The organism is Embleya sp. NPDC059213, from assembly GCF_042754445.1.
Lineage (GTDB): Bacteria > Actinomycetota > Actinomycetes > Streptomycetales > Streptomycetaceae > Embleya.
The window spans coordinates 13439-27110 of the sequence record NZ_JBHZAV010000052.1; the positions used below are offsets into that span (position 1 = coordinate 13439).

A 13672-nucleotide genomic window follows, 5' to 3' on the forward strand; every position below is an offset into this window, starting at 1 on the left:
CAGTCGCGCGTACCTTTCTTGACGAACCGCTCGTACCAAACTAACCACGGGAGACCGCCAGTGAGTTCCCAGCCCCCACGCGTTCGCTCTGGGCGGAGCGGGCGGGAGAGCACGAGCGATGGCACCGGGACCGATGCCTCGGAGACCGCTCCGGAGCCCAACGCCTCGGCCTCGGACCAGCCCTCGGACAAGAGTGTGCCCCGGGTGCGCCCGGTCGTCGCGGTCACCGGTGCCGCGGCCGGCCTCGGTCATCGCGTCGCCTCGCTTCTGGCCACGAACGACCAGGTGAAACGTCTGATCGCGATCGACGAGCGGCGCGGCGAGATTCCCGGCGCCCAGTGGCGGATCATGGACGTCCGCGATCCCGCGCTGGCCGGTCGGCTGGAGGGCGTGGACGTGGTGGTGCACCTCGCGCTCGACATGTCGCTCGACTCCGAACCCCGGGCCCGCGGCGCGCGCAACGTGCGCGGCACGCAGACCGTGCTGACCGCCGCCGCCGCGGCCCGGGTGCCCCGGGTGGTGCTGTGCACCTCGGCGATGGTCTACGGGGCGTTGCCGGACAACGCCGTACCGCTCGCCGAGGACGCGCCGCTGCGCGCGACGGCGGACGCCTCGCTGGTCGGCGATCTCCTGGAGATCGAGGAACTGGCCGAGCGCACCCCGCGCGCCCACCCGCACGTCAAGGTCACCGTGGTCCGCCCGGCGACCCTGGTCGGCGGGCCCGAGGCGGACAGCGTGATGACCCGGCACTTCGAGGCGCCGCGCCTGTTGGTGGTCTCCGGCGGGCAGCCCCGCTGGCAGTTCTGCCACCTGGACGACCTCGCCTCCGCGCTGGAATTCGCCGCGCTGGGCCGGGTCGAGGGTGTGGTCACGGTCGGCTCCGAGGGCTGGCTGGAGCAGGAGGAGATCGAGGAGCTGTCCGGGATGCGCCGGATGGAGTTGCCCGCGTCGCTGGCGCTGGGCACCGCCGAACGGCTGCACCGGCTGGGCATCACCCCCGCCCCGGCGGGCGACCTGGCGTACACGATGCACGGCTGGGTGGTCTCCTCCGAACGGTTGCGCGTGGCGGGCTGGCGACCGGCGTGGACCAACGAGGCGGCCTTCGCGGTGCTCCTGGAGGACGTCGACGGCCGGCATGCGCTGGTGGCCCGCCGGCTCGGTCGCAAGGACGCCACCACGCTCGGTGCGGCGGGTGCGACGGTGGCCCTGGTGGGCACCGCCGCGATCGTGCGCAAGGTCCGCCGTCGACGCCGCGGCTTCTGAGCCGCCGTCCGCGAGCGCCCGGCGAAGGCGGCAGGCACTCGCGGACAGGGCGACCGCACGCACGCGCACGCGCCGAACGGCGGTGAACGGGGGACCGGCATGATCGGTGCCGGCCCGCCGCGCGCGATACTGCCCGGTATGGACGTCATCCGCATCGCCGAGATCCGCGACACGCCGTTGTCCGTCGAAGAGGTTTTCGCCGCCGTCGGCGACCCGTCCGCGGGCGGCACGGACCTGTTCGTCGGCACGGTCCGTAACGCCGACAGCGGACGCTCGGTCACCGCGCTGGAATACTCCGCACACCCCTCGGCCCAGGACGAGCTGCGTCGGGTGATGGAGAAGATCGCGGCCGATCTGCCCGTGCGCGCGATGGCCGCGGTGCACCGGGTCGGCCGGCTGGAGATCGGCGACCTCGCGGTCGTGGTCGCCGTCTCGTGCCCGCACCGCGCCGAAGCGTTCGCCGCCTGCCGACGGCTGATCGACGAGCTCAAGCACGAGGTGCCGATCTGGAAGCTCCAGCACTTCGTGGACGGCGACTCGGACTGGGTCGGCGCCTGCTGAGACCGACCCCCCACGGCCGCGCGAATCCCGTGCGCCACCGAGGCCCCACCCGCCTCGGAGCAGCGGAAATGCACCATCACCACCACATACATATGATTTAAGCCGTCAGCCTCCCCCTCCCGTGGACGGAGTACGTCATGGCGTCGGTCGCATGGTGGTGGGCCATCCCGGGGGTGGCGCTGGTGATCGCGGTGAGCTGGGCGGCGTGGACCTGCCGGTCGTTTCGGACGCCGAACATGCACGACTCGATGTCGGACTTCGCGGAGTGGAGCGCGGCCCTGGACCGGGTCCGCACGGCGACCCCGGTCCGGCCCGAACCCCTTCCCGACGCCCCCGCCGAACCCACCCCGGAACCGGGCCTCGAAAGCCCGTGACGGCCCGGGCCGCACCGGGAAATCCCGGGTGCCGTAGGGTCGGGCGCATGTCGCGCCGCACCGCCACACTGGTCGTCTCGGGGCTGTTGCTGCTGGCCCTGGCCTGCGCCGTCCTGTTCGCGCCGGTGCCCTATGCCGAGCTGAGCCCCGGGCCCACGTACAACACGCTCGGTGACGAAGGCGGCAAGCCGGTCATCGAGATCTCGGGCCACGAGACGTATCCCACGAGCGGTCACCTGAACATGACCACCGTGTCGGTGACCAACAAGTCCTACGACATGCCGCTGCTCGACGCGCTCGCCGGCTGGGTCAAGGGCGACGCGGACGTGGTGCTCAAGAAGTCGCTGTACCCCGACGACAAGTCCGCAGCCGAGGTCGAGCGGGAGAACGCCGAGGAGTTCAGTTCGTCGCAGGAGCACGCCAAGGTGGCGGCGTTCGCGGCGCTCGGCATCCCGGTCGAGAAGCAGGTGATCGTGGCCACCGTGGCCAAGGACGCACCCGCGCTCGGCAAGCTGCACGCCGGCGACATCATCCTGGCCGTGGACGGCACGCCGATCACCAAGGCCGAGGACGTCGCCGCGACGATCACCAAGCACCGGGCCGGCGAGAGCGTCACGCTCACCGTCAACCCCGCGGACGCCCGCGGCACCCGGCGCGACGTGCAGGTGGTCACCCGCAAGGCCGAGGACGACGGCCGGGCCCTGGTCGGCATCACGCCGGGCATCCTGCCCAAATTCCCGTTCAAGGTGGAGATCCACCTGGAGGACGTCGGCGGCCCGAGCGCGGGGATGATGTTCGCGCTCGGCATCGTGGACAAGCTCAGCCCCGGCGACCTGACCGGCGGCAAGTTCGTGGCCGGCACCGGCACCATCGACGACGAGGGCAAGGTCGGCGCGATCGGCGGCATCCAGATGAAGACCATCGGGGCCCGCCGCCAGGGCGCCAAGTACTTCCTCACGCCCAAGGCCAACTGCGCCTCCGCCGCGCAGACCAAGCCGGGCGGGCTGACCCTGGTCCAGGTGGAGACGCTGGACGACGCGCTCAAGGCGCTGGAGACGATCCGCACCGGCCAGGGCACTTTGACGGAATGTCATGCGTGACCGGTGCGAACCCCCTCGACGCGGACTACTCCTCGTCGCCCTCGCCGAACGTCGCCAACAGCGCCTCGGCCAGCCCCGGCACCAGGTCCGCGCCGGAGAGCACCTCGGAGTCGTCGTCCTTGTCCCGCAGCCGCACGGCCGACTCGCGCGAACCGTCGCGCAGCACGCCGACGGCGAGCCGGACCTCCTGGCGCTGCGGGTGCGACGCGACCCACTCGTGGATCTCGCGATCACTGCCCACCGCGGGCATGCTCGCCTCGGCGGACGGCGGCAACATCAGCCGCTCGACCACGAGCGCGCAGCCGAGCACGGCCTCGGGCCAGGCGATGCTCGCCAGGAATTCGTCGATCGCGACGTTCTCGGGGACCTCTTCCTGCTCGATCGGTGTCAGGGTGTCGATGGGCGCGTCACGGTCGGCGGACAAGCCGAGCTGCGCCGCGAGGTCGGGTTCGGTACGGGCCAATTCCGCGGTGTCCACGAGCGCGTACAGGCGGGCCTGCTGGTCCCAGCCGTACGCCGCCACGTGGCGTTCGATCTCGACGAGGGCCTGGGTGAGTGCAACGGTCATGACCCCATCTTCCCGTCTTCGCCCCACGGCGGATCACGACCCTGTATCGGCCGTGTCGGTGGGGAACCACGTCCTGTCTCGGTAAGTTGACCCATCGAGCGCCGACCGGGCGCGTCCAGGTAATGATCGAGGTGCGCACCCTTGGTTTTTCAGATGCCCGAACGAGGCGGCTCAGGTGGCCGTCGGATCAGAATGGGAGCTCCGTCCCGCAGGTCCAGAACCCTGCTCCTGACGCTGGCCATCCTCGTGGTGATCGTTGTCGCGTGGGTGCTGTTCGCGAATTTCTGGACGGATTGGCTCTGGTACAAGTCGGTCGGCTACGGAAACGTATTCACGACCAAGTTGTGGACGCGCATCGGGTTGTTCCTGGTGTTCGGTCTGCTCATGGCCGTGGTCGTCGGCGCCAACGTGTATGTCGCCTATCGGCTGCGACCGGCGTTCCGGGGGATGTCGCTGGAGCAGCAGAGTCTCGACCGCTACCGGTCGGCGATCACCCCGTTCCGTACGTGGTTGCTGATCGGCCTGTCGGTCGTCATCGGCATCATCGCCGGCACCTCGGCGTCGGGGCAGTGGAAGACGTGGCTCCAGTTCGTGAACGGCGTGTCGTTCGGAACCAAGGATCCGCAGTTCCACAAGGACGTGTCGTTCTACGCGTTCGACCTGCCGTTCTATCGATTCCTGATCAATTTCGCGTTCGTCGCGGTCGTCGTCGGCCTCGTCCTCGCGGTGATCACGCACTACCTCTACGGCGGACTTCGGGTGCAGAGCCCGGGCTCGCGGGCGACACCGGCCGCGCAGGCGCATCTTTCGCTGCTGCTCGGTCTTTTCGTGTTGTTCAAGGCCGTCGCGTACTGGCTGGACCGCTATTCGCTCGCGGTCTCCTCCGGTGATTTCAAGCAGGCGTCGCAATTCACCGGTCTGCGCTACACCGACGCGCACGCGGTATTGCCGGCCAAGACGATCCTGTTCATCGTCGCGCTGATCTGCGCGACGTTGTTCTTCGTCAACGTCTTCCGCCGCACCTGGGCACTGCCGATCATCGGCTTCGGCCTGATGGTGTTGTCCGCGGTGCTCATCGGCGGGCTCTACCCGGCGATCGTCGAGCGCTTCCAGGTCAAGCCGAACCAGCAGGCCAAGGAAGCCAAGTACATCGAGCGCAACATCCAGGCGACGCGCGACGCGTACGGCATCGACGCGGTGGAGCCGGAGAAGTACGACGGCAACGTCGAGGCCAAGCCCGAGCTCAAGGACCAGGCCGCGAACACGGCCAGCATCCGACTGCTCGACCCGAACATCGTCTCGCCGACGTTCAACCAGATGCAGCAGCTCCGGCAGTACTACGGCTTCCAGACCACGCTCGACGTCGACCGCTACATGATCGACGGCAAGATGCAGGACACCGTGATCGCGCTGCGCGAGCTGAACCCGAAGGGCGGTCAGACCCACAACTGGGTCAACGACCACACCAAGTACACCCACGGCTACGGCGTCGTCGCGGCCGAGGGCACCCGGGTGGACCGCGAGGGCAAGCCCGTCTACATCGAGGGCAACATCCGCACGGACGCGCAGGAGGCGGAGACGCCCAGCCCGCTCGGTCCGTACCAGCCGCGGATCTACTTCGGCGAGTCCACGACCGAGTACTCGATCGTGGGTGCGCCCAAGAACACCACGCCGACGGAGGTGGACTACCCGACCGACACCGCGTCCGGTCAGGCCACCTACACGTACAACGGCAAGGGCGGCGTCCCGATCGGCGGCATGTTCAACAAGCTGCTGTACGCGACGAAGTTCCAGGAGGGCAACATCCTGCTCTCCGACACGATCAACAAGGATTCGCGGATCCTGTACAACCGCACGCCCAAGGAACGGGTCGAGGCGGTCGCTCCCTGGTTGACCATCGACGGCGACCCGTACCCGGCCGTGATAAACGGCAAGGTGCAGTGGATCGTCGACGCGTACACGACCAGCAACGGCTATCCGTACGCGACGCGCACCACGCTGGGCGATGCCACCGCGGACTCGCTCAACGCCGAGGACCGGGCCCGGGGCGCGGTCGGCAACACCGGCAACGTCAACTACATCCGCAACTCGGTGAAGGCGACGGTCGACTCCTACGACGGCTCGGTCCGGCTCTACCAGTGGGACGAGAAGGATCCGGTCCTCAAGACCTGGATGAAGGCCTTCCCGAACACGGTCAAGAAGAAGAACGCGATCCCGCCGACCCTGATGGAGCACCTGCGCTACCCGCAGGACCTGTTCAAGGTGCAGCGCGATCTGTTGACCCGCTACCACGTGACCGACCCGCGGACGTTCTTCAACGGTTCCGACTTCTGGAAGGTCCCGAAGGACCCGACGGGCCAGGCACCGGGTTCCGGCGACCAGCCGCCGTACTACCTGTCGATGAAGATGCCGTCGGCGACACCGGGCGGCGCTCCCGACGCGCAGCAGTCGTTCCAGCTCACCAGCACGTTCGTGCCGAAGGAACGGCAGAACCTGGCCGCCTTCATGGCGGTGAACTCGGAACCCGGATCACCCGGCTACGGCAAGATCAGACTCCTGAGTCTGCCGCCGAACACGGCGATCCTGGGTCCGGACCAGATGCAGAACCAGTTCAAGTCGAACGCAGCGGTCGCACAGGTGATCAACATCCTGCAGCGGGGCGACTCGGTGGTGGTCTACGGCAACCTGCTCAGCCTGCCCGTGGGCGGCGGCATGTTGTACGTGGAACCGGTGTACGTCCGGGCCAACGCGCCGGGCTCGTATCCGGTCCTGCAGAAGGTGCTGGTCTCCTACGGCGGCAGCATCGCCTTCGAGGACACCCTCGATCAGGCGCTGACCAAGGTGTTCAGTGGCGCGCCGACCACGACGGTGCCACCGGAGACCGGTACACCGCCGACCACCGGCACGCCACCGCCGACGACGGGGACCACGCCGCCGCCGACGACCGAGAACCCGACGGTCAAGCAGGCGCTGGACGAGGCCAACGCGGCGCTCAAGGAAGCGGACGCGGCCCTGAAGGCGGGTGACTTCGCCAAGTACGGCGAGGCGCAGAAGCGCCTGCAGGCGGCCGTGAACAAGGCCATCGCGGCCGAGCAGGCGGCGGCCAAGCCGCCGGCGACCGGGACACCCCCGGCGACGGGGGCTCCGGCGACCGGCGCGACGCCGAAGCCGTGATCGACGGCGCATGACGCACGAGGCGGGCCCGCTCCCTTCGGGGGCGGGCCCGTCGCGTTATCGATTTGGTGTGCGGCTACCGGTCACGTAAGCTCAAGGCACAACGCATCGCGGGGTGGAGCAGTTCGGTAGCTCGCTGGGCTCATAACCCAGAGGTCGCAGGTTCAAATCCTGTCCCCGCTACTTGGGAAACACGCGAGAGGCCCGGTTCTTCGGAACCGGGCCTCTCGCGTATGTCGTGTTCGTGTCCCGGTGTCGTCGAGTCCGTTCGGTCGGATCCGGTGCGGGCCCGACCGGACGTGACGGCATGGCCCGACGCGGTGCGTCGGGGTGGCGCACGGGCTGAGGGGTGCCGGACTAGAGCGCGATCTGGCGGCGGCGCTTGGCGCGCAGCGGAGCCATCAGCGTGACGCGCGCCAGTCGGTGGCCGCGCGACTCGTTGCGCGGGGCCAGGCTCTGGATGATGGCGGCCGATTCGAGACTGCTCGCCGTCTCCTGCGTGGAGGCGCGACCGATGAGGGCGAGGTGCCTCTCGAGGCGCTCGCCCACGCCGCTTCGGCCGACGTCCATCGGTGGAACCGGGACTCGGCGCGGCATGCTCGGATGGTCCATTCCTGATATGACCACGACGCAGACCGTACCCCATCGGAGGCACGCCGTGACGGCTTCCGACCCCATGTCGAGATTCGATCGTGTCCGGGATTGGCCGAGAACCCCGTTGTGGCGCAATCGAACTCCCGGTCAACCAGGGGTAATTGCTGTCAAAGGGGGATCGATTCGGGATCGGGGTCGGGATGAACAGGTTCACTCCATGGTCTGAATTCGGCCGCTCTCGGGGGTCGTCCGCGCGGTGCGTGCGGCGCTGCCGGTCGGGTATGACGATTCCGGGCGCCGTTCCGGGTGCGGGCGAAGGGATTTGCCTGCCCTCGGACGCTGCCGTAGAGTTGTGTCTACCGACGCGGGGTGGAGCAGCTCGGTAGCTCGCTGGGCTCATAACCCAGAGGTCGCAGGTTCAAATCCTGTCCCCGCTACCACATCGAAGGGCCCGGTCTTTACGACCGGGCCCTTCGTGCATGCGTCGACATGGGACGTATCACGACAATACGTCCGGAGTCGGGCCGTCGTTGCCGAATCGCGACTGCATGGATGTGGCCCGAGATGCCACGATGGAGTCATGGGGGCGTGGAAGGGACATCGCGGACGGCGGGGGGACGACCCACCGCCGGAGGCCGACGTCTTCGAAGCGGTGCCGGAAGGCCCCGACACGGTGGTCCTGGACCGCGGTCGGGCCGCCGCCGCGACGACTCCCGCACACCCCGACGACTATGCCGTGCTGGTTCCGTTCCGGCCGCGTCGGCGCAGCCCGAGCGGCAGCGTCGAGGGACACGAGGCGCTGGATCGGCACGAGGCGGCCGAACTCGAACGCCGCTATCGCGAGCGGGCCGGCCGTAGCCCCTCCGCCGCGAACAGCCTCGCGCTGATGTTGCTGGAGCGCGGCGAACAGGACGAGGCCGCCGAGCTGTTGCGGCGGGCCGCCGAGGCGGGACACCGGGGCGCCGCGACCAACCTCGGCGTTTTGATGCACCGTCAGGGGCGGGACGACGCCGCGTCGTTGTGGTGGCACCGGGCGGCCGAGGCGGGCAGTCGGATCGCGGCGTTCTCGCTCGGCGCGCTGCTGCTGGATCAGGCCGACGCGGCGCGGGCGGGCGCCGGCGCGAGCATGGGTGTCCACCACGATCTTTCCGGCCAGGGCGTCTATTGGCTGCGCAACGCGGCCGAGTCGGGGCATGTGCGGGCCGCACTCACGCTGGGCGAGTTCTTCGAGTTGACCGGGCGGGCCGGGGCCGAGCGGTGGTATCGCCGGGCGGCCGAGGCCGGGCACCCCGAGGCGGCCTATCGGCTCGGCAGGATGGGGCAGGAGCGGGACGACGAACGCGCGGCGTCGACGTGGTTCCTGCGGGCGGCCTCGTGCGGCCACGTGCGGGCCGCGGTACGGCTGGCGACCTCGCTGGAGCGGGCGGGGGACACCGCCGAGGCGATCGGGTGGTACCGGCTCGCGGCCGAGGAGGGGGACGCCGAGGGCGCCCGCGCGCTCGGGTTCCTGTTGCAGGACGCGGGTGACGTCGAGGGTGCGGTGCGGTGGTGGCAGGTCGCCGCGGAGGCCGGTGACGGGACGGCCGCCAACGCGCTCGGTGCGTGGTTCGCGGCCGGCGGGCGGTCGAGCGAGGCGGCCCGGTGGTACGAACGGGCCGCGGCGGCGGGCGAGTGCAACGGGGCGTTCAATCTGGGCCTGTTGCACGCCGAGCACGAGGACGCGCCGGGCGCCGAGCGGTGGTTCCGGATGGCCGCGTATGCGGGCCACGGGGACGCGGCCAACGCGCTGGCGGGGCTGCTGCTGGAGCGCGGGGACGACGAGGAGGCGCGGATATGGTTCGCGCGGGCCGCGGAGGCGGGCAGCGTGGACGGCTCGTACAACCTGGGCATCCTGCACGCGCGCGGCGGCCTGGACGACGCCGCCGAGACCTGCTGGCAGCGGGCCGCGGAGGCGGGGCACGCGGACGCGGCGCTGCAACTGGGCTTGTTGCTTGAACGGCGGGGGGATGCCGAGGGGGCGGCGCGGGCCTACGAGACGGCGGCGCGGGCGGATCGACCGACCGCGGCCTTTCGGCTCGGGGCGATGTTGGCCGAGGCGGGGGCGGCCGAGCAGGCGGAGCGCTGGTACGCGGTGGCGGCGGACGCGGGGCATGTGACGGCGGCGCTGCGCTGCGGGGTGTTGTGCGCGCGGCGGGGTGAGGACAAGTCGGCGGCGCGGCGGTTCAAGGTCGCGGCCCAGGCGGGCAGCGTGTCCGGGGCGTGGAATCTGGCGCTGTTGCATCTGCGGCACGAGGATCCGGACGGCGCGGAGCCGTGGTTGACGGTGGCCGCGCGTGGGGGGCACGGGCGGGCGGCGTTGCGGCTGGTGGTGTTGGCGTTGCGGCGTGGGGACCTGGCCGACGCGGAGCATTGGTGTGGACCGGCGGTTGCGCACGGCCCGGCGGAGGTTGCGGCCAAGGCGCAGCGGTTGCTGGACGCGTTCCGGGCGGAGTCGCTGGCCAGTTGACGGTCGGCCTCGGTCGGCTGCGTCCCCGAACGCCGGACGGGCCGGTGGCTCGGCCGGCTTTGTCGTCAAGCGCCGGACGGGCCGATTGGGGTTGAGTGTCCGTGTGTGCGTGCGTCCTGGGTTGTCCTCGAGCGCCGAACGGGCTGATTTTGTTGTGTTCGGGCCTTCGGGTTGCGGTGGGGTCGGGTCGGGTGTGTGCAAGGGCCGGGTCGGTTGAGGCTGGAGGTGGGTGGTTGTGCGGGGTGGCTGGTTGCGGAAGGGGCGGGGGATCGGGGGCGGTGGGGGCGCCTTTGTGGGGGAGTGGCCCGGGGAGGGCGGGGGCCGTGAGGGGGCTGGGCGGGTGGTGGCTCATCTGCGGAGTGTGGTGGCGGCGGGGGACGCGGGGGCTGATGCGGCTGCGGTGAGGGTGATGGGGTTGTCCGCGGCGGCGCTGGTTCGGGTGGATCGGGCCGCTCGGCCGCGGGCGGTCGCGGGGGTGCTCGGCGGGGTGGCCGAGGCCAGGACGTTGCTGCGTACGCGTCGGCATCCGTTGGCTGCGGCGGTGACGAGTCTGGACGAGAACGGCGGGCTGCGGGAGGAGGCGGTGGTGCGCTTGGCGGCCGAACCCGGGCCGTTGGCCTCGGTGTTCCTGGCGCTGCGGACCGACGATTGGGTGGACTCGGTGCGCGAGCGGGCGTTGGCCGCGCTGCGTTGGCACGACGAGCCGGACGAGATGCGGGCGGTGGTGCCCGTGCTCGACGCGCTGCGCGGACGGAGCCGGTCCGAGGGGGTGTTGTCCGCCTACCGGGAGGCGTTGCTCACCGGGCCGCGCCGGGAGGCGCGGGGGCGCACGTTGGCCACCGAGGAGCAACCGAGCGTGCGCCGCCTGGGCATGGAACTCCTGGACGAGGACGCGCTGTTGGCGATCGCGCTGCGCGACTCGGACCATGCCTGCCGGAGCGCGGCCGGACACGCCCTGCTGGCCCGGCTGCGCGGCCGGGAGCGCCGACACGTCGCGATCCGGCTGCTGCGGGTGCCCGATCCCCGGGTGCGCGAGCGGGCGGTCGAGGTGTTGCCGGCCGGGACCGAACCGGCCGTACTCGCGGGTGCGTTGGCGGATCGCTCGCCCCGGGTGCGGGACGCCGCGCGGCGCCGGCTGTCGGCGGGCGGCGCCGATCCGGCCACCGCGTACCGAGACTTCCTGCGCACCCGGCCCTCGCCGGGCATGCTGCTCGGCCTGGCCGAGTGCGGCGAGGACGCCGACCTGGACATCCTGCACGCCCACCTGGACGCGGAGCGGTCCGCGCTGCGCCGGGCGGCCCGCGCGGGCGCGGTCCACCTGGTCCGGCGGACCACGCCCACGTAGTGGGTCGGCTCGGCCTCAGCCCGATTGGCAGTCCGGGCACACGCCCCGGAAGGTGACCTCGACGCCGGAGATGTCGAAGCCGAAGCGCTCCGTCTCGGCGAGGCCCGCGATCGGGTCGCAGTCCGGATGCACGTCCCGGATCGTCCCGCACACGCGGCACACCAGATGCTGGTGCGCGGTGCGGGCGTTGGGGTCGTACCGCTTCGCCCGCCCGTCGGTGCCCACCTCCAGCACCTCGCCGAGCGTGACGAGTTCGTTCAGCGTGTTGTAGACGGTCGCCCGGCTGATCTCCGGCAGGCGTTCGCCCGCCCGCGCGTGCACCTCGTCGGCGGTCAGGTGTACGTGGTCGCCGTTCAGGACCTCGGCCACGACGCGCCGCTGCGCGGTCAGGCGCCATCCCCGCGCACGCAGTCGTTCCAGAAGGTCGCTCATGCGTACGACGATACAGGTCCCCGGATTGGATCTGGTCTAAATATAGTTCTGGACAAAGTCCAAACTTGGTCCTAGGTTGGGTGCCTGACCACGGCACGAGCAACGCCAGGGGAGACGCAAACCATGTCGCAGCAGCCGAACACGCTGACCACCGAATCCGGCGCACCGGTGGCCGACAACCAGAACAGCCAGACCGCGGGCCCCGGCGGGCCGTTGCTGCTCCAGGACCAGTACCTGATCGAGAAGTTGGCCCGGTTCAATCGGGAGCGCGTCCCGGAGCGGGTGGTGCACGCCCGCGGTTCGGGCGCGTTCGGCTACTTCGAGGTCACCGCCGACCTGTCCCGGTTCACCAGGGCGCACTTCCTCGGCGAACCCGGCCGGCGTACCGAGGTGTTCACCCGCTTCTCCACCGTCGCCGGCAACCTCGGCTCGGCGGACGCGGTGCGCGACCCGCGCGGCTTCGCGGTGAAGTTCTACACCGAGGAGGGCAACTACGACCTCGTCGGCAACAACACCCCGGTGTTCTTCATCAAGGACCCGCTGAAGTTCCCGGACTTCATCCACACCCAGAAGCGCGACCCGTACACCGGCAGCCAGGAGGCGGACAACGTCTGGGACTTCTGGTCGCACTCGCCCGAGGCCATCCACCAGGTCACCTGGCTGTTCGGCGACCGCGGCATCCCCGCGTCCTACCGGCACATGGACGGCTTCTCCTCGCACACCTATCAGTGGGTCAACGCCGAGGGCGAGGCGTTCTGGGTCAAGTACCACTTCAAGACCGACCAGGGCATCCGGAATCTGACCGCGGACACCGCCGCCGCGCTCGCCGGCACCGACCCCGACTCGCATCAGCGGGACCTGCTCGCCGCGATCGACGCGGGAGCCGCGCCGTCGTGGACGCTCAAGGTGCAGATCATGCCGGTCGCGGAGGCCGCGACCTACCGGTTCAACCCGTTCGACCTGACCAAGGTGTGGCCGCACGCCGACTACCCGCTGATCGAGGTCGGCCGGCTGGTGCTGGATCGCAATCCGGAGAACGTGTTCGCCGAGGTCGAGCAGGCCGCGTTCAACCCGGCCAACTTCGTGCCGGGCATCGGTCCCAGCCCGGACAAGATGCTCCAGGGTCGGCTGTTCGCCTACGCCGACGCACACCGCTACCGGGTGGGCGTCAATCACACCCAACTCCCGGTCAACGCGCCGCACGCCACCGTCGCCCGCAACCACGGTCGGGACGGCCACATGGCGACCAACCCGGGCGGGCGGGCCAAGAACTACGAGCCGAACAGCTTCGGCGGCCCGTACGAGAGCGGCCTGCCGCTGTGGGCGGCGACCCCGGTGGCCGGTGTCACCGGAACCCACGAGGCCCCCGCGCACGCCCAGGACGACGACTACGTGCAGGCCGGCAACCTGTACCGGCTGATGGCGGCGGACGAGCAGGCCCGGCTGGTGGCCAACATCTCCGGCTTCCTGGCCCAGGTCTCCCGAGACGACATCATCGACCGGGTCGTCGGGCACTTCCGGGCCGCCGACCAGGGCTACGGCGACCGGATCGCCGCCGCCGTCAAGGACCTGCGCGCCTGACCACCCCCCGAGAACCGCCGCCCGGTACCTGAGCCGCGAATCGGTGCCGGGCGGTGTCGGCGCGGGGGGGCGGGGGGGCCCCCCGCGCCCCCCCCCCACCAAAAAACCAAAACACGGGGGGGTGTGGGCGGGGTCATAAAAAAAAAATAAGCAGCCCACCACAAAAACAAGGTA

Annotated in this window: 11 protein-coding genes and 2 tRNA genes; 10 read left to right on the top strand and 3 right to left on the bottom strand. The window is 70.5% G+C overall.

What is annotated here, in order from left to right; all coding sequences use genetic code 11:
- Positions 1 to 60: 60 nt before the first annotated feature.
- The 4 genes from ACFXMF_RS20580 (at position 61) to ACFXMF_RS20595 (ending at position 3298) form a co-directional block, all read left to right on the top strand.
- A complete protein-coding gene (locus ACFXMF_RS20580) occupies positions 61 to 1263 on the top strand; it encodes an NAD-dependent epimerase/dehydratase family protein (protein WP_379991127.1) in 1203 nt (400 codons plus the stop codon).
- A gap of 99 nt (positions 1264 to 1362) precedes the next feature.
- The gene (locus ACFXMF_RS20585) at positions 1363 to 1824 is read left to right on the top strand and encodes a molybdenum cofactor biosynthesis protein MoaE (RefSeq protein WP_360308314.1); all 462 of its coding nucleotides are present in this window, start codon (positions 1363 to 1365) and stop codon (positions 1822 to 1824) included.
- A 137-nt stretch (positions 1825 to 1961) separates the two neighbouring features.
- Positions 1962 to 2198, top strand: a complete 237-nt coding sequence (locus ACFXMF_RS20590; RefSeq protein ID WP_379991126.1) for a hypothetical protein — start codon at positions 1962 to 1964, stop codon at positions 2196 to 2198.
- Positions 2199 to 2245: 47 nt separating this feature from the next.
- Complete coding sequence (locus ACFXMF_RS20595; RefSeq protein ID WP_379991125.1) at positions 2246 to 3298, top strand: PDZ domain-containing protein; 1053 nt, start codon at positions 2246 to 2248, stop codon at positions 3296 to 3298.
- Positions 3299 to 3323: 25 nt separating this feature from the next.
- Here ACFXMF_RS20595 and ACFXMF_RS20600 read toward each other — a convergent pair whose 3' ends face one another.
- Positions 3324 to 3866 carry a PPA1309 family protein gene (locus ACFXMF_RS20600; protein WP_360308323.1) on the bottom strand — a complete coding sequence of 181 codons (543 nt, stop codon included), beginning with the start codon at positions 3864 to 3866 and terminating at the stop codon, positions 3324 to 3326.
- A gap of 192 nt (positions 3867 to 4058) precedes the next feature.
- Here ACFXMF_RS20600 and ACFXMF_RS20605 point away from each other — a divergent pair, with 192 nt between their 5' ends.
- Together ACFXMF_RS20605 and ACFXMF_RS20610 are read left to right on the top strand one after the other, a co-directional pair.
- A complete protein-coding gene (locus ACFXMF_RS20605) occupies positions 4059 to 7040 on the top strand; it encodes a UPF0182 family protein (RefSeq protein ID WP_379991124.1) in 2982 nt (993 codons plus the stop codon).
- Between the two features lie 109 nt (positions 7041 to 7149).
- Positions 7150 to 7223: transfer RNA gene (locus ACFXMF_RS20610), tRNA-Met, on the top strand.
- A gap of 174 nt (positions 7224 to 7397) precedes the next feature.
- Here the strand turns inward: ACFXMF_RS20610 and ACFXMF_RS20615 are convergent.
- A complete protein-coding gene (locus ACFXMF_RS20615; protein WP_360308329.1) occupies positions 7398 to 7667 on the bottom strand; it encodes a hypothetical protein in 270 nt (89 codons plus the stop codon).
- 330 nt (positions 7668 to 7997) lie between these two features.
- Between ACFXMF_RS20615 and ACFXMF_RS20620 the strand changes: the two genes are divergently transcribed.
- The 3 genes from ACFXMF_RS20620 (at position 7998) to ACFXMF_RS20630 (ending at position 11485) form a co-directional block, all read left to right on the top strand.
- Positions 7998 to 8074: transfer RNA gene (locus tag ACFXMF_RS20620), tRNA-Met, on the top strand.
- 140 nt (positions 8075 to 8214) lie between these two features.
- A complete protein-coding gene (locus ACFXMF_RS20625; RefSeq protein ID WP_360308332.1) occupies positions 8215 to 10140 on the top strand; it encodes a tetratricopeptide repeat protein in 1926 nt (641 codons plus the stop codon).
- A gap of 409 nt (positions 10141 to 10549) precedes the next feature.
- Entirely contained in the window at positions 10550 to 11485 is a 936-nt protein-coding gene (locus ACFXMF_RS20630) for a hypothetical protein (RefSeq protein ID WP_360308335.1), read from the top strand.
- 15 nt (positions 11486 to 11500) lie between these two features.
- Here ACFXMF_RS20630 and ACFXMF_RS20635 read toward each other — a convergent pair whose 3' ends face one another.
- A complete protein-coding gene (locus ACFXMF_RS20635) occupies positions 11501 to 11917 on the bottom strand; it encodes a Fur family transcriptional regulator (RefSeq protein ID WP_360308338.1) in 417 nt (138 codons plus the stop codon).
- Between the two features lie 123 nt (positions 11918 to 12040).
- On the opposite strand from ACFXMF_RS20635, the gene ACFXMF_RS20640 reads away from it, so the two are divergent.
- The gene (locus ACFXMF_RS20640) at positions 12041 to 13498 is read left to right on the top strand and encodes a catalase (RefSeq protein WP_360308341.1); all 1458 of its coding nucleotides are present in this window, start codon (positions 12041 to 12043) and stop codon (positions 13496 to 13498) included.
- Positions 13499 to 13672 lie beyond the last annotated feature (174 nt).